Origin of the sequence: Thermodesulforhabdus norvegica, assembly GCF_900114975.1 — a bacterium.
In the GTDB taxonomy this organism is placed as follows: domain Bacteria; phylum Desulfobacterota; class Syntrophobacteria; order Syntrophobacterales; family Thermodesulforhabdaceae; genus Thermodesulforhabdus; species Thermodesulforhabdus norvegica.
Map to the genome: position 1 here is coordinate 82,746 of NZ_FOUU01000008.1, position 24,416 is coordinate 107,161.

The 24,416-nt window shown below is 50.1% G+C and carries 17 protein-coding genes and 1 rRNA gene; 8 read left to right on the plus strand and 10 right to left on the minus strand.

Annotated features, from left to right (window positions below):
* The first annotated feature begins 44 nt into the window (after positions 1 to 44).
* Together leuS and BM091_RS10935 are read left to right on the plus strand one after the other, a co-directional pair.
* Positions 45 to 2,546 carry a leucine--tRNA ligase gene (leuS, locus tag BM091_RS10930; RefSeq protein WP_093395775.1) on the plus strand — a complete coding sequence of 834 codons (2,502 nt, stop codon included), beginning with the start codon at positions 45 to 47 and terminating at the stop codon, positions 2,544 to 2,546.
* Positions 2,547 to 2,686: 140 nt separating this feature from the next.
* Positions 2,687 to 3,937, plus strand: a complete 1,251-nt coding sequence (locus BM091_RS10935; protein WP_093395777.1) for a molybdenum cofactor synthesis domain-containing protein — start codon at positions 2,687 to 2,689, stop codon at positions 3,935 to 3,937.
* Here BM091_RS10935 and BM091_RS10940 read toward each other — a convergent pair.
* Positions 3,932 to 4,780 carry a lysophospholipid acyltransferase family protein gene (locus BM091_RS10940; RefSeq protein ID WP_093395779.1) on the minus strand — a complete coding sequence of 283 codons (849 nt, stop codon included), beginning with the start codon at positions 4,778 to 4,780 and terminating at the stop codon, positions 3,932 to 3,934. The two genes, BM091_RS10935 and BM091_RS10940, sit on opposite strands and share 6 nt — an antisense overlap.
* The gene (gene uvrB, locus BM091_RS10945; protein ID WP_093395780.1) at positions 4,777 to 6,789 is read right to left on the minus strand and encodes an excinuclease ABC subunit UvrB; all 2,013 of its coding nucleotides are present in this window, start codon (positions 6,787 to 6,789) and stop codon (positions 4,777 to 4,779) included. The genes BM091_RS10940 and uvrB overlap by 4 nt, the downstream gene beginning before the upstream one ends.
* Before the next feature lie 114 nt (positions 6,790 to 6,903).
* Here uvrB and BM091_RS10950 point away from each other — a divergent pair, with 114 nt between their 5' ends.
* The 5 genes from BM091_RS10950 to BM091_RS10965 all read left to right on the plus strand — a co-directional run bounded on the left by BM091_RS10950 (position 6,904) and on the right by BM091_RS10965 (position 11,210).
* Positions 6,904 to 7,515, plus strand: coding sequence for a LysE family translocator (locus BM091_RS10950; protein WP_093395782.1), 612 nt, complete (start codon positions 6,904 to 6,906; stop codon positions 7,513 to 7,515).
* Positions 7,516 to 7,631: 116 nt separating this feature from the next.
* On the plus strand, positions 7,632 to 7,832 hold the full coding sequence (locus BM091_RS14440) for an FKBP-type peptidyl-prolyl cis-trans isomerase (protein ID WP_218148879.1): 201 nt from the start codon (positions 7,632 to 7,634) through the stop codon (positions 7,830 to 7,832).
* 22 nt (positions 7,833 to 7,854) lie between these two features.
* On the plus strand, positions 7,855 to 8,112 hold the full coding sequence (locus tag BM091_RS14135; protein ID WP_218148880.1) for an FKBP-type peptidyl-prolyl cis-trans isomerase: 258 nt from the start codon (positions 7,855 to 7,857) through the stop codon (positions 8,110 to 8,112).
* Between the two features lie 197 nt (positions 8,113 to 8,309).
* A complete protein-coding gene (locus BM091_RS10960; protein WP_093395783.1) occupies positions 8,310 to 9,557 on the plus strand; it encodes a beta-ketoacyl-[acyl-carrier-protein] synthase family protein in 1,248 nt (415 codons plus the stop codon).
* 3 nt (positions 9,558 to 9,560) lie between these two features.
* On the plus strand, positions 9,561 to 11,210 hold the full coding sequence (locus tag BM091_RS10965) for a class I adenylate-forming enzyme family protein (RefSeq protein ID WP_093395785.1): 1,650 nt from the start codon (positions 9,561 to 9,563) through the stop codon (positions 11,208 to 11,210).
* Positions 11,211 to 11,231: 21 nt separating this feature from the next.
* Here BM091_RS10965 and BM091_RS14140 read toward each other — a convergent pair whose 3' ends face one another.
* From BM091_RS14140 to BM091_RS11005, 8 genes are read right to left on the minus strand one after another with little or no spacing between them, the layout of a single operon-like run.
* On the minus strand, positions 11,232 to 13,781 hold the full coding sequence (locus BM091_RS14140; RefSeq protein WP_218148881.1) for a mechanosensitive ion channel domain-containing protein: 2,550 nt from the start codon (positions 13,779 to 13,781) through the stop codon (positions 11,232 to 11,234).
* A gap of 17 nt (positions 13,782 to 13,798) precedes the next feature.
* Positions 13,799 to 16,135 (minus strand): excinuclease ABC subunit UvrA, encoded by a 2,337-nt coding sequence (locus tag BM091_RS10975; protein WP_093395786.1) that lies wholly within the window; start codon positions 16,133 to 16,135, stop codon positions 13,799 to 13,801.
* A 1-nt stretch (position 16,136) separates the two neighbouring features.
* Positions 16,137 to 17,177 carry a 4-hydroxythreonine-4-phosphate dehydrogenase PdxA gene (gene pdxA, locus BM091_RS10980; protein WP_218148882.1) on the minus strand — a complete coding sequence of 347 codons (1,041 nt, stop codon included), beginning with the start codon at positions 17,175 to 17,177 and terminating at the stop codon, positions 16,137 to 16,139.
* The gene (gene nadA / locus BM091_RS10985) at positions 17,177 to 18,088 is read right to left on the minus strand and encodes a quinolinate synthase NadA (RefSeq protein WP_093395788.1); all 912 of its coding nucleotides are present in this window, start codon (positions 18,086 to 18,088) and stop codon (positions 17,177 to 17,179) included. Before nadA ends, pdxA begins: the two co-directional genes overlap by 1 nt.
* Positions 18,085 to 18,840 carry a LolA family protein gene (locus BM091_RS10990; protein ID WP_177193623.1) on the minus strand — a complete coding sequence of 252 codons (756 nt, stop codon included), beginning with the start codon at positions 18,838 to 18,840 and terminating at the stop codon, positions 18,085 to 18,087. Before BM091_RS10990 ends, nadA begins: the two co-directional genes overlap by 4 nt.
* Positions 18,841 to 18,844: 4 nt before the next feature.
* Complete coding sequence (locus BM091_RS10995) at positions 18,845 to 21,184, minus strand: DNA translocase FtsK (RefSeq protein WP_218148883.1); 2,340 nt, start codon at positions 21,182 to 21,184, stop codon at positions 18,845 to 18,847.
* Positions 21,181 to 22,848 carry a ribonuclease J gene (locus tag BM091_RS11000; protein ID WP_093395792.1) on the minus strand — a complete coding sequence of 556 codons (1,668 nt, stop codon included), beginning with the start codon at positions 22,846 to 22,848 and terminating at the stop codon, positions 21,181 to 21,183. Before BM091_RS11000 ends, BM091_RS10995 begins: the two co-directional genes overlap by 4 nt.
* Before the next feature lie 13 nt (positions 22,849 to 22,861).
* Positions 22,862 to 23,599, minus strand: a complete 738-nt coding sequence (locus tag BM091_RS11005; RefSeq protein ID WP_093395794.1) for a lysophospholipid acyltransferase family protein — start codon at positions 23,597 to 23,599, stop codon at positions 22,862 to 22,864.
* Between the two features lie 374 nt (positions 23,600 to 23,973).
* Here BM091_RS11005 and BM091_RS11010 point away from each other — a divergent pair.
* Positions 23,974 to 24,416: ribosomal RNA gene (locus tag BM091_RS11010) — 16S ribosomal RNA — on the plus strand; the annotation flags it as partial.

Here is a 24,416-nt window from a genome sequence, read left to right on the forward strand (position 1 = left end):
CTCTTGTTTCTTAACGAAAAAAACAGAGAGGAGAGGGTGCGTCTATGGATATGAAGTATCATCCCCACGCTATCGAAGAGAAGTGGCAGCGCCTGTGGGAAAGTGAAAAACTCTTTGAGGTGAAAGAAGATCCGTCTAAAGAAAAGTTTTACGTTCTTGAAATGTTTCCCTATCCTTCGGGTCGCATTCACATGGGCCATGTCAGAAACTACAGCATCGGAGATGTCGTTGCCCGGTTTCTCAGGATGAACGGTTATAATGTGTTACATCCGATGGGCTGGGACGCCTTCGGAATGCCTGCGGAAAACGCTGCCATAAAGGCCGGAATACATCCCGCGAAGTGGACCTATGACAATATTGATTACATGAGACGACAGCTCAAACGGCTTGGATTTTCCTACGACTGGTCTCGAGAGTTCGCCACCTGCGATCCTTCTTATTATAAATGGGAGCAGTTGTTTTTCCTGAAGATGTACGAACGGGGGCTTGCCTATCGCAAGAAGGCTTACGTGAACTGGTGCGAACACTGTCAGACTGTGCTGGCCAACGAACAGGTCGAGCAGGGAGCATGCTGGCGTTGTGAAAATCCCGTAATCCAAAAAGAAATGGAGCAATGGTTTCTCAAAATCACAGACTATGTAGATGAACTCCTGGATTACACCTATAGGCTTGAAGGCTGGCCCGAACGTGTGCTGGTTATGCAGAGGAACTGGATCGGCAAAAGCCACGGTAGCGAAATCGATTTCCCCGTAGAAGGGCGTGATGATCTGAAAATCACCGTTTTTACGACACGGGCGGACACACTCTTCGGTGCGACCTTTATGAGCCTTGCCCCGGAGCATCCCCTTGTGCCGGAGCTTTGCAAGGGAAAAGAACAGGAGCAAAGAGTGCTGGCTTTTGTTGAGGAAGCCAAGAAGGCCAAGCGTAGCGATCGCACTGAAGATCTGCTTGAGAAGGAAGGCGTTTTTACGGGATCTTATTGCATAAACCCGGTTACCGGCGAGCGCATGCCGATATTCGTAGCTAACTTCGTGGTTATGGAATACGGTACCGGGGCGGTGATGGCCGTTCCGGCTCACGACCAGAGGGATTTTGAGTTTGCAAAGAAGTATAACCTCCCTATAAAGGTAGTAATAAGACCTGAAGATTCCGATTTGATACCATCGGCTGAAGAGCTTGATCATGCCTTTGAAGATGATGGGGTTCTTGTAAATTCGGGTCAGTTTTCCGGTCTTTCTTCAGAAGATGCACGACGAGCCATAACCGAACATCTTGCAGCGCAGGGTATGGCCCGCTTTCAGGTACAGTATCGCCTTAGGGACTGGGGGATTTCGCGTCAGAGATACTGGGGTGCGCCTATACCTGTGGTTTACTGTGACAGCTGTGGTATTGTTCCTGTTCCGGAAGACCAGCTCCCTGTCGTGCTTCCTCTGGACCTGGAGCTCCTACCAAACGGTGGCTCGCCGCTTCCAGTCTCGGAAAGTTTTTACAGGACCTCATGTCCAAAGTGTGGTGGACCGGCTCGAAGAGAGACCGATACGATGGATACCTTTGTTGAGTCTAGCTGGTATTTCATACGGTTTGCCTGTGCAGACGAGAACTCACAACCCTTCGATCCCGAAAGAGTCCGCCACTGGTTGCCCGTGGATCAGTACATAGGGGGTATTGAGCACGCCGTTTTGCATCTGCTCTATTCCCGCTTCTTTGTCAAAGCTCTCAGGGATATGGGCTACGTTGATTTTGATGAGCCTTTTAAGCGGCTCCTTACTCAGGGAATGGTCATAAAAGACGGCGCCAAGATGAGCAAGTCCAAAGGAAATGTTGTGGATCCCGATGACATGATTGCCGCCTACGGAGCCGATACCGTAAGACTTTTTTGCCTTTTTGCATCGCCTCCCGAAAAAGACCTTGAATGGAGCGATCAGGGAATTGACGGGGCTTACAGGTTTCTGGGAAGAGTCTGGAGGTTTGTTGCCGAGAACATTGAAAAGCTCAGAGAAGTAAAGCCCTTTTCAGGTGACATTTCAGGTTTGCAGGGGCCCCTTGCAGGCCTTTATAGAAAGTCTCATCAGACCATAAAGAAAGTAACGGAAGACATACGAGATCGTTACCATTTCAATACCGCTATTGCCGCTATCATGGAACTGGTTAACCTGATGTATCAGGTCAGGGATAGGGGTGATGAGAAGGATCCTGCTTTCTGGCCGGTTTTGCGTCATGCTGTGGAAACAACGGTCATATTGTTGTCACCCATGGTTCCTCACATTACTGAAGAGATATGGCATGAGCTTGGGTACGATTCTTTCCTTCTGAACCAGCCGTGGCCCTCTTACGATGAAAAAGCCGTGCAGGAGGACGAACTGTTAATAGTTATACAGGTAAACGGTAAAGTTCGCGATAGGATGACCGTCTCTGCGGGAACTTCCGAAGAAGAGCTCAAAAAAATGGCCCTGGAAAGGGAGAAAATCAGGCAATATGTCGATGGGAAGGAAATCAGGAAAATTGTGGTCGTTCCGGGAAAACTCGTGAATGTGGTTGTGGCCTGAAAGAGCAGATTTAAAACTCCTTTCCCCTGTATCTCTTCAGGAAGGGATACAGGGGTGCGGCGCGGATTGAGAGCGAAAATTTTATAATCCCGGATCCTCAGGTTGGGCGTTCGGGAAAGGGCAGAGGAGAGTTCCTGGGAATGGGTAAGGAGTTTCTTACGGTTAAGTCGAGAGAAGAGGTTGAAAAACTGATTCGCTCGCTTCCTGCGCTTGGAACCGAAACGGTTAAGGTTGTCGAGGCGATAGGTAGAATTGTTGCCGAAGAGATCTGCGCTGTAGAGGCCGTTCCCCATTTTGCCAGGGCAACTATGGACGGCTACGCTGTAAGAGCTCGTGATGTCTTCGGCGCTTCGGAATCCCTTCCGGCTCTGTTAAGGATTATCGGGTCTGTGGAGATGGGCCGGGCTCCCGATTTTTCCATCGGGCCTTACGAGGCGGCAGAGATTGCCACTGGAGGAATGCTTCCGGATGGGGCTGACGCCGTTGTCATGGTTGAGCATACCGAAAGGGTTGATGAGGATGTGATTGAGGTTTACAGGCCTGTGGCCCCGGGTCAGAACGTTCTTGGTGTTGGAGAAGATATACCGGCCGGGAAAACCGTCATGGGGCCGGGTGCCAGGCTACGACCTCAGGACATCGGTATGCTTGCGGCAGTAGGTGTTACCGAAATCAAGGTATACAGGCGCCCCAGGGTTGCGGTGGTTTCCACCGGTGACGAAATCGTGCCACCTGACACGCCCTCTCCTCTCCCTCCCGCGGTAATCCGGGACATTAACGCATACGTCCTTTCGGGATTTGCCGAAATGGCCGGTGCCGTTCCCGGGGTGATGGCTCACGTTGTGGACGATCCCCGTGAACTCATTGACACCTGCAGGTCCTTTATTGAAGACCACGATGTTGTGTTGGTTTCAGGGGGAAGCTCGGTAGGGGTTAGAGATTACACCCTTGAGGTTTTCGAAGCGATTACCGATGGGCAAGTACTCGTGCACGGCGTTGCCATCAGACCGGGTAAACCCACCATTTTTGGATCAGGTCGGGGAAAGTATCTTTGGGGGCTGCCCGGGCAACCCGCATCGGCGGCAATGGTTATGGTAGCGCTGGTTTGTCCCTTTCTCCTGCAGATACAGGGAAGGTCACCGGAGTTTCCCTTTTGTCGGAGTGTTCTCAAGGGTTTTTTGACGAAAAATGTGCCTTCCGTGCATGGTAGGGAAGACTATATTCCTGTCGTTATACTGCCCGAAAAGACCGATGAAGGTTTTGTAAGAGTTGAGCCTCTTTTTGGCAGATCCGGAATGATTAGCACTCTTTCGGAGGCAGACGGCTACATCGTTATACCGGAACATGTCGAAGGGCTGTATGAGGATGAAGAAGTAAAGGTCTATCTTCTATGAGTTTATTGGTTTACTGTATCGAAAGCGTCTGTGGATCCAGTACCACTGATCGGGATGCTCTTGAATAATCTTTTCAAATATTTCGTTGAATCTGGCGGTTGCTTCGTAGATTGCTTTTCCGGTGGGTTTTTCAAACATGAGAGGTGGAAGCGCCCTGACGGTATAGGTGCCGTCGCTTTTCCGGTAGTTGTACACCGGAAGCACAGGGCAGGAGGTCTTGCAGGCAAGAATTGCCAGGGCCCTGTGGGTCAGGACCAGACGCCCGAAGAAGGGAGCGTAGATTCCCTCACGTTGACTTGCTTTCTGATCAAGAAGGATTCCGACAGGCCGACCGTTTTTTAAGGATTCCGTCATCTTCCAGAAGGAAAAATTTTTATCAATGAGCCTGTTGCCCGTTCGGGTACGAATTCGGGTTGTAAGGCGGTTGAGTAAGGCGTTATCCAGCGGTCTTGCTATGATGTCCAGACTCACTTTCATCACAAGAGGGGTGGCGTAGGCCATGAGTTCCCAGTTTCCAAAGTGACCTGTGAGAATCAGAATACCGGGGCCAAGGTTTTTCGCCCTGTGGAAGTTTTCCTCTCCGGTGTAGCTGACAAAGTATCTTACGTTACCTTCGTTCAGTAAGGGGAGCAGTGGGAACTCAAGGAAGACCCGGGCGAGATGTACAAAGTTTCGTAAGGCGATCCCGGCCGCCTCTGCTTCGGAACACTTCAGTGCGGTCACTATGTTATCCACCGCAACGGTGCGACGGGATGTATGCAGCCTGAACCATGTCTTTCCCAGCAGATCGGCCCACCCGGGTATAATCCGATGCCATAAGAAAAAAAGATTTCGATCTTTCATGCCGTCATTAGCTGGAGTTCTTTAAGCTTTTTTATTCGATCTCTAAGAACCGCCGCCTTTTCAAACTCGAGCTTTTCTGCCGCCTCCTTCATTTCCTTTTCCAGTCTCTGAATGGTGTTCTCCAGAGTTCCACCGCCTTCAAGGTACGGGAGTTCTTCCCGGAGTTCCAGCTCTTCACGGTCCACTGAAGCCTTTGCAACTTCAACGAGCCGGTAGGGAGCCAGCACATCGGCAATTTCCTTCTGGATCGTTTGAGGAGTTATTCCGTGAGCCCTGTTGTACTCCATCTGAATCCTGCGGCGCCTTTCCGTTTCTTTTACCGCATTTTCTATGGATTTTGTTATGTTGTTTGCATAGAGAATCACCGTGCCGTCAACATTTCGTGCGGCCCTGCCGGCCATCTGTATCAGGGCTCGTTCGGACCTCAGGAAACCTTCGTTGTCGGCATCAAGGACGGCTACAAGAGAAACTTCCGGTATGTCAAGGCCTTCTCTCAGCAAATTAATTCCAACGAGCACGTCGTAACTTCCCAGCCTGAGCTCTCTTATTAATTCTATTCGTTCAATGGTATCTACGTCGGAATGCATGTAGCGAACCCTTATGTTCATGTTTTCGAGATACTCCGTAAGGTCTTCGGCCATTCGCTTTGTAAGGGTTGTCACCAGAACCCTCTGCCCTCTGGAGACCCTCTTACGGATTTCACCAATGAGGTCGTCCACCTGATGATCGGCAGGGCGGATTTCTATGTGCGGATCGACGAGGCCCGTGGGCCGGATCAACTGCTCCACGACATGCGGACCGGACTTTTCAAGCTCGTAGGGACCCGGTGTTGCCGACACAAAGATCACCTGGTTAATTCTTTGTTCGAATTCCTCAAAGGAAAGCGGTCGGTTGTCCAGGGCTGAGGGAAGGCGAAAGCCGTATTCAACGAGCGTTAGCTTTCGGGAACGATCTCCACGATACATTCCCTGAAGCTGAGGTATGGTGATGTGGCTTTCGTCGATAATAAGAAGCCAGTCTTCCGGGAAGTAGTCCAGAAGGGTCGCGGGCGGCTCCCCCGGATTACGACCTGACAGATGACGCGAATAGTTTTCAATTCCGGGGCAATAACCCAATTCCAGTAACATCTCCATGTCCAGACGGGTTCTTTCTTCAAGTCTCTGGGCTTCCACCAGCTTGCCCTGGCCTATTAAAAATTCCACGCGTTCTCTGAGTTCTTCCGCAATGGCCTGCACCGCCCTTTCAAGCCTGTCTCTTCTCGTGACGTAATGGTTTGCAGGATAAATGGCAACTTCCGGAAGCCGACCGACGGTTCTGCCGGTCAAGGGGTCGAACTGTCGAATGCTCTCGACCCAATCGCCGAAAAGCTCGATTCGAATTGCCAGGTCCTCTTCGTGAGCCGGAAAGACATCCACCACGTCTCCACGAACTCGAAAGGTTCCCCTTCGAAAATCAATATCGTTCCTGCTGTACTGTATCTGTACGAGCTTCTTAAGGATTTCATCTCTGGATACGGCGTCGCCCTCTTTCAGCCAGAGCATCATATCACGGTACTCTTCGGGAGACCCGAGGCCGTAAATGCAGGATACACTGCTGACGACGATGACATCACGCCTTTCCAGAAGAGCTCTGGTAGCGCTGTGCCTCATCTTATCGATGGTCTCGTTGATGGAAGCATCCTTTGCTATGTAAGTGTCCGTCTGCGGCACGTAGGCTTCGGGCTGGTAGTAGTCGTAATAAGAGACGAAATATTCGACGGCGTTATGGGGAAAAAAGCTTTTAAATTCGCCGTAAAGTTGAGCGGCAAGCGTTTTGTTCGGTGCGATGACCAGGGTAGGGCGCTGGACGGAAGCAATCACATGAGCCATCGTAAAGGTCTTTCCGGAACCCGTAACACCCAGAAGGGTTTGATACCTGAAGCCTTTTTTCAACCCTTCTACGAGTTGCCTTATTGCCTTGGGCTGGTCTCCTGTGGGTTTCCATGAGCATTCAAGCCGGAATTTCTGCATCTTCTGTTTTCATCCTCCCGATGGACATTGTTACCAGAGCATCGTATAAGTATGCACACCTGTTAGCTTGTGAGCAATGTTTCTTTTTGCTTTAAAGAACCGGAGTAGGGTCTTATGATTGCAACGGGTATTTTGCTGGGCCTCGGAGCGGGGCTTTCCCCGGGGCCTCTGCTGGCGCTTGTGGTTTCCGAAACCCTTCGTTACGGGCCACGCTCAGGCATGAAAACGGCCCTGGCTCCTCTGATCACCGACCTGCCTATTGTCGCCCTCAGCTTCCTGATACTTACCAGGGTTGCCTCATCAGGAAAGGTTTTGGGCATTTTGTCCATGTTGGGAGCAGTGGTTGTCATGTCAATGGGCATTCAAACCTTTTTAAAACCACTTCCTGCTGAAGGTAAAAACAACAATTCCGACTTATCACTCTTAAAAGGTGCGGTGGTCAATTTTCTCAACCCCCATCCATATCTTTTCTGGTTTACCGTAGGCGGCCCTCTTCTCATGACGGCTTTGAGATCATCAAGAGGAGCCGCCGTCGGATTTGTTCTCGCTTTTTACGTGTGCCTTGTGGGCTCAAAAGTTCTTCTTGCCCTGTGCGTTCATGGCACGAAAGGTCTCTTTTTGAAGGGACGGTTTTACGAAGCCTTCGTTAGGCTCCTGGGGCTGAGCCTCTGTGTTTTTGCCGGACTTCTCTTCTGGGAGGGGATCAATCTGTTTCAGAGGGTGTAATTTTTTACGAAAAAAGGTGGAACATAGGCGAAAGAGTGGTTATAGTGACAACACCGGGTTCAGTACCCGGTGTTTGTTTTTTAAGAACCATAACGAAACATTTAAGGAGCAGAGAGATGAAGAAGGTAGAAAAGGGCCACTATGTCAAGGTGCACTACACTGGAAGGCTGGAGAATGGAGAAATTTTTGACTCCAGTGAGGGACGTGGCCCCTTTGAGTTCCAGGTAGGTGCAGGTCAGGTAATTCCGGGATTTGAAAACCACCTCATCGGTATGGAAGTAAACGAGAAAAAAAACCTTTACCCTTACGCCGGATGAGGCCTACGGGGAAAGAGATGAAATGCTTGAGCAGACTTTTGCCAGGTCTGAGCTCCCTCCCGGATTTGAACCGTCAGTTGGGCAGGTTCTCGCCCTGCAGACCCCCGATGGATCCCGGGTTCACGCCACCGTTGTGGATGTAACCTCTGAGTCCATTACCATTGATCTTAATCATCCCCTTGCGGGACATCATATAACCTTTGATGTGGAAGTCCTTGAAATTAACGACGGTCCTTCCTTCTCGGGCTTTTGTGGAGGTGGCTGTTCATCCTGTGGATGATGGCTTTTAAAGGCGTGAGGTGGGGCGGGCTTATGCCCGCCTTCCTTTTTATGATGCTTGATCTTGAAGGGAAATTTTGTTGCCGGTATTCTCTTTTCAGAAGTTATTGATCCGTTAGGCTGGTATTTGTGTAGCCCTTTGATTTTTTAAAGGGCGACAGAGCGGGATGTCGTCACCTTTTTGTAAGAGGCGTAGCCATGAGAGCTCGGAGCGCTGTCGTTACGGCCATGGAGCTCATAACGCCTCTGGGGGTTGGGCTTGACAGATCCTGGAAAAGGTTGGTTCGCGGGGAATCCGGCATAGATCGCATTTCTCTTTTCGATCCCTCGGGGCACAAATGTCAGATTGCCGGAGAGTGCAGGGACTTTAATCCCGAAGACTTTCTGGACAGGAAGACGATAACTCGTTTTGACCGAATGGTCCATCTCTTCGTTGCGGCCGCTTTGCTCACCATTGAAAACTGGCGTTTTCAATACAGAGGCGATCCCTTCAGGTTTTCCGTAATCGGGGCAAGTGCTATTGGCTGTCCTTCCACCTTTGAACAGAATCATGCCGAGTTACTTCGCAGAGGTCCTCGTAAGGTTTCGCCCTTTTGTGTTGTAGCCATTGCCGCTAACACGGCGGCCTGTGAAGTTGCAAGACGGATTGGGGCAAAGGGGCCTCAATATTTTCTTCAGGAGGCCTGCGCCGCCGGTACTAAGGCGATGGCTACTGCCACTGCCTTGATCAGGCAGAATGTTATTGATGCGGCTGTGGTTGTCGGGGCCGACGCGGGTATAACGCCCACCATAATGGCAAGCCTGGAGAATCTCGGTGCCATAACGACAGGTCAATGGAATGAGACTCCATCGAAGGCTTCCAGACCTTTCGACAGGGAAAGGAAAGGATTTGTGCCTTCTGAAGGTGCGGGCTGTGTAATCCTGGAAGCCCTTGAACATGCTGAGAAAAGGGGAGCGGAACCTCTGGCCGAAGTTGCAGGTATCGGGGCCACCTGTGACGCCCACCACCCCACGGCTGCGGAGCCTTCCGGAGAGAGTATTATTCAATGCATGAAACAGGCTATAAAGGATGCCGGGATAAGGCCGGAAGAAGTCAATTATATAAACGCTCACGGAACATCCACTCCTCTTAACGACCTGGTGGAAACGAGAGCCATAAAAAAGGTTTTCGGCCCAAAGGCCTATCAGATACCCATATCTTCCAACAAATCCATGATCGGTCACCTGTGGGGAGCGGCCGGTATCGTGGAATCCATCTTTACGGTGAAAAGTATACTTGATGGAATTATTCCGCCCACGATTAATCTGGACTTTCCGGACCCTGAATGCGACCTCGACTATGTACCAAATCTTTCCAGACCCGCGGACATTCGTATCGCTCTGACCAATTCCTTCGGCTTTGGGGGCATTAATGCCTCGCTGGTGATTAAAAAAGTGGAGGAGTAGGTCATGAGTACTTACAACGAAAGATATTTCAGGGAGTTTTTTGAGAGGAATTTTCTGTACATTGAGGGGTTCATGAGAAATGTCAGACGCTATGGGGACCGACCCGCCCTTGTTGATGTAGAATCGGACAGGAGCTGGAATTACCGGGAGCTTAACGCAGAGGCCAACAGGTTTGCCCGAACGTTACTTGCCAGTAATCTTAAACCCGGAGATGTCGTCACATATCAGCTTATGAATTGTCCCGAGTTCGCCTTTATCTACCTGGGCTGTCAGAAAATAGGGGTTATCAACAACCCCATAAACTACCGGCTGTCCTCAGGTGAAACCGCATACATACTGGAAGATTCTTTGAGCAGAGTTTACATTTTTGATGTTTCAATCCGTGAGACCGCAGAGGAGGCTCTGAAGCTATCGAAGCATAAACCAGATGTGGTGGTTGTGGTGGGAGAAGGAGAAGCGGGCTCGGGTGTAATCCCTTACAGGGAATTCATATCCGGGGCGTCAGATGAGAACCCGGAGGATCCTTTTCGGTTTGGCAGGGGTGCCTTTTCGGAGACCACCCGTCTGTACACTTCGGGAACTACCGGGAAACCGAAAGGCGTTCCTCTGAACAATATTAACGAAATTCTTACCGCTCACGACGTAATAATGCATTTGCACCTCACTGTGGATGATGTTCTTCTGAACATATCACCGTGGTTCCACCGGGGAGGGATCCACATCGGTGGCCCGGGACCGGCTTTCTATCTGGGGGCATCCATCGTTGCCCTGAAGTTTTTCCACCCAAGAACCACCCTTGAAGCCATCAGTAAATACGGGGTTACCTATGTGGTGGGTGTGCCCACTATGTATAAATTAATGCTGGAAGAGCAGAAGAAGCGGGGGCTTGATTTGTCGAAACTCCGGGGTGTGGTAAGTATGGGAGCACCCCTTGACAGGAGCCTCTGTATCGAAATGCAGGAGGTTTTCACACCGAACATCTTCAACGGTTACGGAACCTCGGAGACTTTCTGGAATACTCTGCTCCTGCCCGGAGACCTTCCCGACAGGGCCGGTAAGGCGGGAAGGGCCTGTGTGGATGATGAGATTCGAGTTGTAAGGGTTTATGAAGATAAACTTGCCGATCCCGATGATACGGTTGCACAGGATGAAGAGGAGGTCGGCGAAGTTATCGTAAAAACCTTCAAAAGTCTTTACGATTATTACAAGAAGCCGGAAGAACTTAAGATGAAAGTGTTTAAAGACTGGTTTTACACTGGCGACCTGGCCGTCTGGGACAGAAATCAATACATCACCATCGTGTCACGGAAAGACGACATGATTATCGTGGGTGGTGAAAACATATACCCGATTCAGATCGAGGAAGCCATTCAGGAGCACCCCAAGGTCATGAGTTGTGCCGTTATTGGCATTCCCGACCGCCAACGCGGTCAGGCCCTTGCGGCTTATGTTGTTAAAAAAGACGAGAGCCTCACGATTGAAGAGTTAAGAGAATTCATAAAAGGTCATCCTATGATTCCGCCTTACAAAAGGCCGCGCTACTATTGCTTCGTCGAGCAACTGCCAATGACGGCAACGGGAAAGAAGCAGCATTACAAGCTCAGGGAACAGGCGCTGAAAGACCTTGAGGAAGGCAGACTTGTCAGATTCTGAAAACTCAAAGGAAAAAACACTTCACTTCTCAAATTGGGCTTTTGATGCAAAAACTTTAAACAATTTTTCCAGTGGACCTATGGAGCGTATGTGAATGTCTCTCTGAGGAAAGGCTATCTCAATTCCTCTCTCTGAAAATAGCCGTGTAATCTCGTAGCGTATCTCCGTTTCGACCTCCAGGCTTTTTCTCACCGTCGTCCAGACTCTAAGGCGGAATATCAATGCGTTGTCGCCGAAGTCCACAAAAAGAACGCTCGGCTCAGGTTCCCTGAACACAGCCGGGTGATTGTTTGCGATTTCCATCAGGGTATCGCGCACGAGAATGACATCAGAGCCATAAGCCACCCCGACATCTATGTTTCGCCTTACCCGGGCATCGCGAAAACTCCAGTTCGTAACACGTTCGCTAACCAGTGCCGAGTTGGGTATTATAACCGATGCGTTATCCCAGGTTTGCACGACCGTCGAGCGGACGTTAATCTTCTTCACTTCTCCCCAGGTTCCCTCAACTTCTACTATATCCCCCACCTGTATGGGTCTCTCGAAAAGCAAAATAAGCCCGCTTACGAAGTTGTTGAAAATGTTTTGAAGGCCAAATCCAAGTCCTACTCCCAGGGCACCAAAGGCCACGGTTAAAGAGGTTCCGCTGACTCCCAGTGTGTTCAGTATCATGATAATTGCAAAAAACCAGACCAGATAGCCGGTAATTGTTACTATGGATTCCTGAAGACCTTCATCCAGACCGCTTCGGCCGAGAGCGTGGTCCCTTATGGCCCGCCGTATCCACCGATTTGCGACCTGTGTCACCGTAATGATCAATATCGCGTATACTATACTGCTTAAGCGAAATGTGAAGCCCAGAATCCTTATCGGCCTATTTAGAATGCCGAAAAAATTCCAGATAACCGCTTTTTCGGCCTTCCAGGCGACAAGGTACGAAACAAGAGCCATGAGTAACCATCCGACCCACAGAATCTTTATGGTCAACCACTTGATGGATTTCCTTGCTTCGGTCTGATCCGTGGGTGCAAAGGCGGCCGATGTTTCGGCGACTTTCTCCCACTGCATCAGCACCGCAAACCCAAGAAAAACCCACATGGAGACGACCAGCGTGCGCCCCCATCCGGCGTACCAGAACACCGCAAGGTATTGATAGCCCAAAAGCTCGGAAACAAGCCCCGTTAGGGTCACCACATATCCCCAAAAAACAATAATCCTGTATAGCCAGGGCTTTCTTTGAAACACCGAATTTGCGTCACGGCTTACGATTCTTCCCATGCGATTTAGCAGGTAAACAAACCAGGCCAGAGCAAAGATTTCCAGCAAAAGACGATAGGCAAAAAGTAATGTGTTTTCGGGCGGCAAAAGGTACTGGATAAACAGATACACCAGGGTGAACCATCTTACTCCCGATGCGGACAGGCGGGCATGTTTTCTGAGAAATTCCGCCGTCTCGCCCTTTAGTTGCCCCTTGAGTAGCCTCAGGAATTTTATGACCCATGATGTTAACAGCCATGTGACCAGACAGGAGATTGCAAACCTCGAAACGGCATAGGTTTCCAGCAGTTTTCTTGAAGAAATGTAGAAGTAAGAAAAGAGCAGCGTCCCCAGCAATGGTAAGGAATCGAAAAATATTAAAATGCTTCTGCAAAGCCAGGGATAGTTCCGCTGTCTATATTCATTATTCGCATAGTTCAGAAGAGCATCACGACAGTGCATAAGAACGATAATCACCAGAACATATGCTATAAGAAATGCTATGACAAGGGATCCACCTGTGGTGAGTAGAGGGAGAACCTGGTTGCGCCAGAAATCCTTCGATAGTCCCTTTCTCAGAGTGTTCACAAAAACCCTGATGTCTTCGATAAACAGGCCGGGCTTTAGGTGGGTTATCAACTTGTCCTGTCGTTCAAAAAGTTGTTTTTCTTTTTTCTTAGCTATTAATTGATTCAACTGTGAAATGAGTCGCGACGATCTTACATAGACTTCCTGCCATTCGGAAAGGCTTTCAGAGATCGCTTTTTTAGTCTCCAGCAAAATGGCATGCTTGCTTTCGAATATCTTATCAAGATCCCTCAGGCTGTTCAAAAGGCCGGACGGTAAACTTCCGTCTTCCTGCTTGCGAAGTTGGCTTATGCGATTTTTGTTCGTGTTCAGTCGCTCTTCGAGCTCTGATATTCTGGCGGAAAGCTCCTCGAGTAGCTTCTTGAGCTCTCCGGTACGCTCCGACGAGTAATTAAGGGTTTGCGATACCATAGCGCGTGTTTTCTCAAGATCTTTTAAGGGAACGGTTTCTATAAGAGCCAGGTTTTCCGCCGCAGAAAGCTCCAGCTTGTGAACGCGAAGCTCCTTTTCCTGGGTTTTCAAATCATTTAGGATGTCCCTCTGTCGGCGTTTTAACTCCTCAAGGTCGGCCTTTTCGATCTCAATCGTTTTCGAGACTGACGCGAGTAACTCATCCAGCCTTGTCAGACCGGGCGCATCCGAAGCGGTGGGCCCACAGATTCCTTCAGGTACGAGAGCGCAGGTTATGCAAAATACTGCAAAGAATAATGTCCTGAGTTGTGACATGCCCACTCCTGTACGCCTTATGGATTGACCCTGGTGCCACCGGTAGGCGGTCCTTCATAGCATATCCGCCCTCCTGAAGGCCCGCTTCCCGGACCCATAATTACAAACCAACTGCATATTCCCGCCAGAGCCTCCGAGGAGTCACAGAGTACCACCGTATGACCCGAATCCCGAAGCATATTAAAAAGCATAGCGGCTTTTGTGATATCCTCCCGGTGCAGAAAGGACGTACTCATGTCGAAAACACAGAGATACGACTGAACTTTGCGACCTGGAGCCGTAAAAATGGCCACATGTCGCGCAACGTTCAAAAGCAGCTTTTCACTTCCTGAAATTTCAGCAAGGCTTTGTCCCAGCTTCAAGTGACCCATGCCCAGAAGGGTCAGAATTGATAAAGGTCGCGCCACGGCAGGAAGAAAAGATAAAAGATTGGAGACCACTTCTGCATCAAGACCAAGTATGTCCGATATGGAGAAGCCTTTGTATTTTATTTTCAGCACCTCACCACTATACCTTGTGCCACGGCAAAGTGGACACGTGAAGGATTGGACACCGGAATACTGCCCCGAATAGGAAACCGTACCGGATCCACGGCACCGGGGACATCTGCCATCGAGAATGTAGGAAAAATGACGGGGCGAAAAACCGTATCTTCTTGAAGCGGGAAGGGTTGCGAAAAACCGCCTGATGTTGCCGAAGATGTTTAGAAAATTCGCCAGCGTCACCCGCTTTCCCGGCGGGAAGGCCATGCAGTCAAAAAATAAGGCCTTCACAGGAAAGGACGGCTTTTCCAGAGCATTTAAGGCCCATCGCGGTGTTCTGGTAGAGAAAGATTTCACGACCGCCCGGGCAATGGAAGTTTTACCCGAACCGATGGGACCGGTGATAAGGGTGATTTCGCTGACGGGAATGGAAAGGTCTGCTTCTTTCACGTTACCTTGAGACAGACCCGACAGTTTGATCCATCCCGATGCCCCCGCTTTTGCAGGATTTCCATCACCTGCCTTCGCCGTTACCGAATGACAGGAGGTTGTATGCTTCTCCTGTTCCGCAGGTCCTTCAAAAAGGAGATAACCGCCTTCCGGTCCCCTTCCCGGACCCAATTCTATTACGTAATCGGCAGCCTCTCGTATTTCGGGGTCGTTGTCCGCCAGAATTACCGTGGCTCCTCGCCCACTCACCCTTTTCACGAAATCAACAAGGAAGTGCTTACCTCTGGAGTCAAGACCCGCCGAAGGAGAATCCATTATATAAAGTAATCCCGTGAATTCGTTTACGGCGAATCGCAGAAGCCGGAGTTTCCCCAGTTCGCCGGACGACAGGTTACTCAGTTTTGTAGCCGGGGATAGGTAATCAATTCCGAGGGATTTCATACCACCGACAATCTGGCCTACGCGTATTACGGCGGGAGTTTGCGCTACTTCATGAGGCAACGAGCAGCACCATGAGTGTGTTTCTTCCACCGGATTTTCCATTAACTCTCTGTATTCCACTCCGTAACATTTCAAAGCCCGGCCTTTCAGAACCTCCTCTCTGGTGGGCTTTTCAAGGGTTTTGCCGCAGCTTTCGCAGATGGGCTCATCCGAAAAGAAGAGCTCCGTTCCATCCGTTGTCAGTACCTTAACCCGGCTCTTTCGTGCAACCTGAAGGGCCGTGCGCAACGATTCTTCGATGCGACCGACAAGCTCGGGAGTAGCAACAAGTCGGTCAACCACCACATGGACGGTGTGAAAAGGTCTGTATGAAATTGTGGAAACTTCTTCAAGATCGAAAATTTTGTCGTCAATTCTTGCACGTAAAAAGCCCTTTCGGAGAAGATTTTCGCAGATTTTTTTCAGGTTCCTGTGAGCAACCCTGCCCACATAGGCCAGCAGATAAAAACGGGTTTTTGGGGGCAGGGATAAAATTTTTCCTGCCATCTTTTCCGGAGTGGGGAAGGGATCTACTTCAACGCCGCAATCGGGGCACATCAGTTTTCCATAAGTAAGAAAAATCGACGCGATAAGTTCGTTCAGGCCCGTGTAATCGCCGATCGTGCCCGATCCGATAAGGTTAGTAACAGGCTGTTGCAAAACTGCGCAGGGTATCAGCGGTGTAATATCGTCAACCTCGGTCTTTACGGGGTAATCGTTATGTCGTGATATTCCGGCGGCAAAATCAAGATCGGGATTTACGCCCCTGTAGGCATCCTGACAAACCCTGTAGATGGTATGGACGGCCAGTGCTGTTTTTCCGGAGCCACCAGGCCCGGTGATGACCGTTACCCTGTGTAGCGGTATTCTTACGGTTATGTTTTTTAGATTCAGGGTTTTTGCACCTGAAACGTGCATAAAAAGCTCTGACGGCCGACTCATTTCATGTCCGACCCGCCTCCCTTCGATGCCGGCCCTGTCCGACCATTTTCGCCGCCAGAGAAACTGCTGCCTTCATGCTACCCGGATGAGCTAGGCCTTTACCTGCAATATCGTAGGCCGTTCCGTGGTCAACGGATGTCCTAATCAGAGGTAGCCCAAGTGTCACATTAACCGCTTCGTGAAAGTGAAGCAGTTTAATGGGCAGGAGACCCTGATCGTGATACATGGCAACGACGGCATCATAGGCGCCCCGGCAGGCGTGAAAAAATACCGTGTCGGCGGGGTGAGGCCCTGATATTTGGAAGGGGAGCATGTCGGATGCCCGCTTAACGGCCCTGCCGATGATCTCTGTCTCTTCTCTGCCGAATTTTCCTCCTTCTCCGGCATGAGGGTTAACGCCACAGACCGCTATCCTGGGGCTTTCTATCCCGAAAAATTCCCAAAGGGCTTTCCCCGTTATCGATATGGTGTCGGTTATTCCCTCTATACTGAGGAGAGAACACACCTCCCTCAGCGGCACATGTATCGTCACGAGAGATACGCGGAGGGATGGTCCTACCAGCATCATGACCGCTTTGTCCGATCCCGTAAGATACTGCAGAAACTCCGTGTGTCCTGGAAAAGGAAAACCGGAACTTGCAAGCACGGCTTTGTTTATAGGCGCGGTGCAGACGGCATCCGTTATCCCCTCCATGGTCATACGAACGGCCGTTTCTATGTACGAAATTGTGGCTCTGGCAGTCCTGTTTGTGGGTTTTCCCGGTTCTACGTCCCGTTCTTCCAGCCGCATTGGGCAGTATACAGGAACTTCTTTTATGCTGCTTTCCGCAACACTTTCCGGTGACCGAATTTCCCGGACTTCTGCCTCGACTCCCAGTACCTTACAGGCTCTCCGGAATGCGAGTGGCTCTCCTATCACAACGGGAAGACACTGCCTGCGAACTTCCGGGTCTGAAAGGGCAGCCGCAACGACCTCAGGGCCCACACCACAGGGGTCTCCCATGGTTATGGCAATTCTGGGTACACGACCGGATTCGGGCACTATACCATCTCCAGCATCTTTAATATGGCCGAAAGTGCGTTCTTACGAACATCTTCCGGTACGGTGACCCTTGGCTCGAGAGTTTCCAGTGCCCTGAGTACGTCCAGAATCGTGGTCTTTTTCATGTTAGCACAGACCATTCGTTCCGAGGCAGGATGGAATTTCTTATCAGGTGCTCTTTTCTTCATCGGATAGAGAATTCCCACTTCCGTCCCGATAATGAACTCATCGTGGTCACTTTCTTCAACAAAACGAAGCATTCCGGAGGTGCTAAAGACGTGATCGGCAAGTTCGATGACTTCAGGTCGACACTCGGGGTGGGCAATAAATACGGCATTGGGATGGTTTTTTCTGGCACGGAGCACATCCTCCGCTCTAAGCCCATCGTGAATGGGACAATAGCCGTCCCAGTATGCGATATTTGCCTTGACGTGCCGCGACGCATATAAAGCAAGGTTTCTATCAGGGGTCATGTAAACCAGAGGATGATTGGAGAGTGATGACACAACCTTGATGACGTTTGCCGATGTGCAGCAGACGGTACTCAGTGCCTTCACCTCTGCCGTGGAATTAACGTAGGTAACAATCGGAGCATCCGGATATTTTTCCCGTATTTTTCTCAAATCATCGGCAGTTATCATGTCGGCCATAGGGCACCCGGCATCCAACCGGGGGAGCAACACAATGCGCTCGGGATTGAGTATGGCCGCCGTTTCGGCCATAAAGTGAACGCCGCAAAAGACTATAACGGATGCATCGGTTTCCGCGGCTGTTCGGCTCAATTCCAGAGAATCACCGGTAAAATCTGCGATGTCCTGAATCTCAGGGTTTTGATAGTTATGTGCAAGGATTATGGCCCTTCTTTCTTCCTTCAGTTTCTGAATTTTTTCTACGATCTCTTGATTCCTCATCGTCCACACTGCTCCTTACCCGTATTTTTTTCAACTCGAAGACGGAGTTGGTCCGGCGACATCAAAACACCCCTTTCGTCTATAACGGTAATTTCCGGATCCTCCGGGATTTCGAATAGTTCATCCAGCTCAGTCCCCCCCGGTATTTTTTCGTCAAAAAAAATGATGATATTCCTCCGACCGACCAAGTCAAGGACATCGACGCGATGGATTTGTCCGGTGGTGATGTTAACGGTCACCGTGACCTGCTTTATGTTCGACGCTTCGCTTTTGGGGATAAGTACTATGGGCAAGAGGTTTTCAGAATCCTTTCGGGGAATGCTGTGCGGTTCTACAGAAAAGGCTTCTTCTATGTTGTCGCTCAGTAACTTATCCAGCACAGAGTTCTTGAGGGATTCCGAGCCGAAAAGCTGTATCTGCCTCTCCTTTGCCGAAAAAAGCCATGCAACCTGAGGAAGTATAACAAAAACCTGCTCTTCCGGAGAATCGTACTTCCAGGCCATTCTGCAAGTGCCCCGGTATACGAAAATTCCCCTGCCCACAACATCGGGGGAAAGCCTTCCCGGAGAAAAACTTTCCTGGATAAACCGGGCGTCAAAACTTCCGATAGACCGATAACGGTTTTGTATCTGGCTTATAACGGCCCTGGGAGATTGTGGATCCTGCGAAGTTCCTGCACAACCGAGTCCGGCAAAACCGGACAAAAAAGCGCAGAGTAAGCAAAATGCTGCCAGCCAGCGAGGTTTCTTCATGCTTTTACCCGTTTTCGGAATTTTCAGGCGGAGGAAGCAGAACCTCACGCGGCTTGATCCCATCGGAAGGTCCTACGATCCCCTGTTGCTCCATCATCTCTATCATTCTCGCCGCCCTGTTATAACCCACCCTGAGCCTTCTTTGGAGCATGGATATCGATGCCTGCCTTGTCTGTAATACCAGCCTGACGGCTTCTTCGTACTTTTCGTCAATTTCGTCTTCGTCAAAGCCTGATGTACTCCGAGGCTCCTCTATGCATACGTACTCCTGTGACCATCCCACCGCTTCGGCCTGAGCCTTCCAGAAATCCACCACCTTCTTCACTTCCTCCTCGGACACGAAAGCCCCGTGTATCCTCTGCAACTTGGCCGTTCCGGGAGGCAGAAAGAGCATGTCTCCTGCACCCAGCAGTGTTTCCGCCCCCGGCGCATCCAGTATTGTCCGGGAATCCACTTTCGAAGATACCTGAAAAGATATTCTGGAAGGGATGTTTGCCTTGATCAAACCCGTTATTACGTCCACCGAAGGACGCTGAGTTGCCAGAATAAGATGCATTCCCGCCGCACGGGCCATCTGCGCAAGACGGGTAACAGACTCCTCGACTTCTCTGGAGGCCACCATCATGAGATCTGCGAGTTCGTCGATTACGATAACAATATAAGGCATCTGCTCATAGCCGGAACTGTCTTCCTTTTTTCTGATGGCCTGGTTGTAGCTCTCGATGTTTCTCGCATTCACTTCGGCCATAAGTTCATACCTGCGCTCCATCTCGGAAACCGCCCATTTCAGAGCCTGATTTGCCTTTTTGGCGTCCTTGACCACAGGGTGTATTAGATGAGGTATGTCCTCGTAGAAGCTCAATTCAATGCGCTTCGGGTCGATCAACATCAGCCTCAGAGTGTCCGGACCGTTTCGGTACAGAAGGCTTGTAAGAATTGCATTCAGGCATACGCTTTTACCGGTTCCGGTGGCTCCTGCTATAAGCAGGTGGGGCATCTTGGCAAGATTGGTTATAACGGTCTCGCCTACAATATTTTTCCCCAGTGCTATTGTAAGGGGGGCTCTGGCATTCTTAAAGGCCTCGGAGTCTATAATGTCTCTTATGGCCACAAGTTGCCTCTTTTTGTTGGGTATCTCGATCCCCACTGCAGCCTTCCCGGGAATAGGGGCCACAATGCGCACGCTCAGAGCCTTAAGAGCCATGGTGAGGTCGTTTTGTAGGTTTACAATTCTGCTGATCTTTATGCCGGGCGCAGGAACATACTCGAACATTGTAATGACCGGTCCGGGATGAACTGCCACAACTTCTCCCTGAATACCGAAATCGGCCAGCTTCTGCTTTAAAACCGAAGCCTTTTCTTTCAGTACACTGTCGTCATCTCTTCCCCCGGTTTGTGGGTACTCGTTGAGAAGATCAACGGGGGGATAGGAAAAAGCGGTTGAGCCGGAGAATTTAATATTTTGCCGTGGCGGTGAGGACTTGAAGCTGGAAGAGCTTTTTTTCTCACTGCTTCTGGGTATGATGGGAGGGGCGGACGAAAATATTGCCTCACCCTTCGCCCTTATTTCTTCATCACCGTTTTTGGCGTTGCCGTTGTGCACATCGTCATCTGTTAGTATCAAAAGATCGTCGGGGTTTTCCTCGTTCAGAGGCACGACTTGAGGTGAATGTTTATCGCTACGATTTCCGGACTGCTTTTTTGTTAACCGTACCTTTTTAATAACGGTTCTAAAAGAATCGGAGAATCCGGAAAAAAGTTTTTTGATTCGGCAGCCCAGAAAACGGCAGGAGTTTCCGCAGGCTTTCAAACATTCCTCAAAGGTCGCCGGCACAAGAGCAAAAAAAGTAATAACCGATAAACCGGATATGAGAATTATGGCTCCCAGCCGTGAAAAGAACCGTTCCAGGAAATTCACCATCAGAGCGCCTAATACACCTGAGATGGGAACACTGGCTGCGTGAATATTCACGGTTGGGTGAATTAAAGGCGGAAGCAGCAGTAGCACGAAAAACGCAAGCAGGGCTACGGCCAGGCCCGTTTTACCGCTTATGTGCGACGCCGTACGCCGTGGGACAATAATCCTGAAGCCGCTCCAGATCAGGCAGAAGGGGACGAGAAAGGATGCGATACCAAAGGAGTGCATAAAAAGGTAGGCAACGTGCGCTCCAAATAAACCAAGAACGTTATGAACACCCGCATTTCCTGAAGAAGCATTGAACACGGTCGGGTCGTGTGGATGATAGGATAAGAAACTCGCCGAAAGCAATATTCCGAGAAAACATACCGAAAGCCCCAGGATCTCTCGAGGTTTTTTTGCTTCTAATTCCCCCCGCTTCATCATACCTCTGCTATTACCGGATAAATTACGGGTCGCCGTCCCAGTATTTTATGAAAAAACTTTTTGAGTTGCTTTCTTATTTCTCTTTGCAACTCACCGACCTCAGGCTTTACACCCTCTTCCATGTACTGGTCAAACAGTTCGAGAATCAGGCACTGGGCAGCTTGCAATATTTCAGGGTTCATCTCTTCGGATATAAACCCTCGACTGAATACATCAGGTCCGCTCAGGATTCCCCCATACTCCTGATCTATCACCAGCGACACAATTACAAGACCGTCCTCCGCCAGATGCTTACGATCGCGCAAAACAGGCCCGGCAATATCTCCCACACCTTTCCCGTCCAGAAAGATGCGGCCAAAGGGGACCTTAGAGCCCAGGCGGGCACAACCGTTACCGATTATAAGGGTATCTCCGTCCTCCATGATGAAACAACGATCCTCCGGAATCCCCATGCTGATGGCAATGCGCCGATGCATGACGAGATGTCGATACTCACCGTGTATCGGTACAAAGTACCGGGGTTTAACCATACTTATGAGCCATTTAAGCTCCTCCCGATAAGCATGACCCGATGCGTGGATATCCCTTATTTTTTCGTAGATGACCTCGGCACCCCTGCGATAGAGATGGTTTATAAGATTATGTATGGTACGCTCGTTTCCCGGTATGAACTTGGAGGACAGAACAACCGTGTCACCCGGTTTAATTTTGATCCACTTGTGGTCTCCAAAGGCTATGCGGGTCAGGGCACTCATGGGCTCACCCTGACTTCCCGTTGTAATCATAACCACCTGATGGTCAGGAACAGTTGCCAGATCCTTTAGAGAAATAAGCTCGGCCTCGGTGAGGTTCAAATAACCAAGCTCGCTGGCCATGCGAACATTTGATTGTATTGATTTACCGTGAAAAAGAACCTTTCTGCCGTGCAATGAAGCGATATCGACTATTTGCTGAATTCTATGGATATTGCTTGCGAAGACGGCGAATATAAGTCTGCCGGAAGATTCCGAAAAAATCTGTGCAAGAGTTCGGGCAATATGATTTTCCGACGGGGCATAGCCCTCTCGCTCCACATTCGTCGAGTCCGATAACAGGAGTAAGGTTCTACCCTCCGTTGCCCTGCTCAGTTTTTCAACGTCAAGCCTTTTACCGTCCACAGGTGTGTGATCCAGTTTAAAATCGCCGGAGTGCACTATGGGACCATAAGGGGTATGTATGATCAGCCCAACCCCGTCCGGTATGCTATGGCATACCCTGAAAGGTTCCACCTTGAAAGGGCCTATTTCTATAACGTCCTCTGCCTTAATGGTCCGTAGATCGGTGCGGTTCAGCAAATTATGCTCTCGCAGTTTCTCACGGATGAGCGCAAGGGTAAAAGTTGTGCCGTATATCGGAACCCTGAACTCCTGGGCAAAAAAAGGAACCGCACCGATGTGGTCCTCATGGCCGTGAGTTACAATAAGAGCCCGTATCAGCTGATAACGTTCTCTCAAATATGTGAAATCAGGGATAACCGCATCAATACCAAACATATCTTCTTCGGGAAACATAAGCCCGGCATCGACGACGATAATGGAATCGCCCAGTTCGAGGGCCATCATGTTGAGGCCGATTTCGCCAAAGCCGCCTAGAGCTACCACTGTGAGGTGCTTATCCGAGGACACCAATCGATTCCTCCTATGCGGCTTTTTTAAGACCCTGTTCTTCAGGGGTTAATCCGCTGAGAATGGCCTTGCGCACTTTCTCCATAAGACTGTCACGGTTACTTTTATCAAATTCCTCTGTCGCTATCGGATCGTGAATCGTTACGGTTACGGTACCCGGTCTGATTAGCCATTTCCCTTTGGGTAACACGTGGTAAGACCCACTTATGCTTATGGGAACAATGGGTTGCCCGCTCTGGATTGCCAGCATAAAACCACCCTTTTTGAAGGGCAGCAAGATTCCGTTAGGGCTTCTCGTGCCTTCCGGAAAAATCACCACAGATGTGCCTTCCTTTATCTTTTCTGCTGCCTTTTCCAGGCTTCGAATTGCCTTCGCCCGATTTGATCGATCAATAGGAATGTAGCCAATGCGTCTCATTGCAGGACCAAGTATGGGGATTCGATAGAGTTCCTCTTTTGCAAGCCACCTGAACTGGCCCGGGATGTGGGCCAGCAGTACGAATATATCAAACCAGCTCTGATGGTTGGGCATATAAACGTAAGGCCTGCTGGTGTCGATCTTCTCGCGACCTCTTACGATGGTTCTGACTCCTGCGGCCTTGAGCTGTATAAACCCCCACAGGCGGGCGTGCCAGTGCCCCAGATTGGCATTCTTTGTTGTAAATAGGACTATTAGAGCAGAAACTCCTAAGACGATTGTAGAAACAACAAGAACGAAATAAAAAATCGCCGTTCTTATATAGATTTTCATGAACCTGACTCCATTCTTGCGGAAGGTATGAGAACTCTGTCTGTTGAACTTCCAGGCAAACTCTAACCCTATTTCCCGTAGGCGTCAATTTCTCCAGTGGTTTATAGGCCGATGCGGCCGATGAAGTTCCTGATTTGGGTTGCATCATTTTGACTGATCCGGAAAAGAGAAAAAAGGTGTGAAAAAATCTCTTGACTTTGCCGTCATTGGTCTGGTAGATAGGCGTTCGCTTTTTTGGTGATGTGAGTTGTTTGAGTTGGTTGACATGGTGTTTGTGGTTTGTTATAGATAGGATGGGTTTTGGAAGGGTTCGATCTTTGAAAACTGGATAGCGGCACTGAGCGGGTGAGAGGAATTGAGGTAGTGTAGTGGTTTAACTGGAGAGTTTGATCCTGGCTCAGAGTGAACGCTGGCGGCGTGCCTAACACATGCAAGTCGCACGAGAAAGGCTGGGTGAAAGCTTGGCCGAGTAAAGTGGCGCACGGGTGAGTAACGCGTGAGTGACCTACCCTGGTGTCTGGGATAACCCTGCGAAAGTGGGGCTAATACCGGATGAGCCTACCTGGAGGTGATCTGGGTAGGGAAAGGGGGCCTCTCGGAGAAGCTCCTGCACTGGGATGGGCTCGCGTCCTATCAGCTAGTTGGTGGGGTAATGGCCTACCAAGGCTACGACGGGTAGCCGGCCTGAGAGGGTGGTCGGCCACACTGGCACTGGAACACGGGCCAGACTCCTACGGGAGGCAGCAGTGAGGGATATTGCGCAATGGCCGCAAGGCTGACGCAGCGACGCCGCGTGGGTGAGGAAGGCCTTCGGGTT